The sequence below is a fragment of the Mesorhizobium sp. M1088 genome, assembly GCF_040318575.1.
Lineage (GTDB): Bacteria > Pseudomonadota > Alphaproteobacteria > Rhizobiales > Rhizobiaceae > Mesorhizobium.
The window spans coordinates 1-919 of record NZ_JAMYMO010000120.1 but is presented as its reverse complement, the minus strand read 5'-3'; the positions used below and the strand labels follow the sequence as shown (position 1 = coordinate 919).

General features: G+C 60.4%; 1 protein-coding gene. It reads left to right on the top strand.

Going from position 1 to position 919, the window contains the following annotated elements:
- Positions 1 to 194: 194 nt before the first annotated feature.
- The coding region (gene istA / locus NKH49_RS34730) for an IS21 family transposase (protein WP_352930206.1) at positions 195 to 919 on the top strand (725 nt) is incomplete at its 3' end.

The following is a 919-nucleotide window of genomic DNA, read 5'->3' as shown; positions in this document are numbered from 1 at the left end:
TGCGGATTCCAGGGAATGACCGGACGGGATTCCGATCAAAATCCGGACGGCATTCCGATTTGAAGCCGGACAGCATTCCGATCAATTACCGGACGGTTTTTCCGTCCTGACGATGCCCTTGGGTCAGCAACCTTGGCATGAAGCTCCTCTGTATTCACGAGGGGACTTTCATGCCGTCAAAGAGAAGGCTGACCATGCGACACATACGACAGATGCTGCGGCTCTCTGCCGGCGGGACAAGCGTACGCGAGATTGCGGTGATGCTCGGGATCGCCCGAAGCACGGTGCAAGATAATCTGGATCGGGCAAAGACCGCTGGGTTGATCTGGCCGCTGCCAGGAGAACTGACGGACGATGCTCTGGAGCATCGGCTTTTCAGCAGGGCTGGCGTCAAGCAGGGGCAGCGGCGACGTGAAGAGCCGAGCTGGGCTGAACTTTCCATCGAGCTCAAGAAGCCCGGCGTGACGCTGCTGATCCTCTGGGAGGAATATCGCAGCGTCCATCCCGATGGTTATGGCTACAGTCGTTTCTGTGAGCTATTCCGCGGCTTCGAGCAGCGCCTTTCGCCGACGATGCGCCAGGAGCATGCTGCCGGGGACAAGGTCTTCGTGGACTATTCCGGCAAGAAGGTGCCGATCGTCGATCGCAAGACCGGCGAAGTCCGCGAGGCGGAGTTGTTCCTCGGCGTTCTCGGCGCGTCAAGCTACACATTCGCCGAGGCGACCTGGACCCAGACATTGCCGGACTGGATCGGTTCGCATGGGCGGATGTTCGCCTTCTTCGGCGGCGTGCCCCGCCTGATAGTGCCCGACAATCTGAAGTCCGGCGTCAGCCGAGCAAGCTTCTACGATCCCGAGATCAACCGCAGCTATGGGAGAATGGCATCTCACTATGGCGTCGGCGTCCTGCCGGCCCGGCC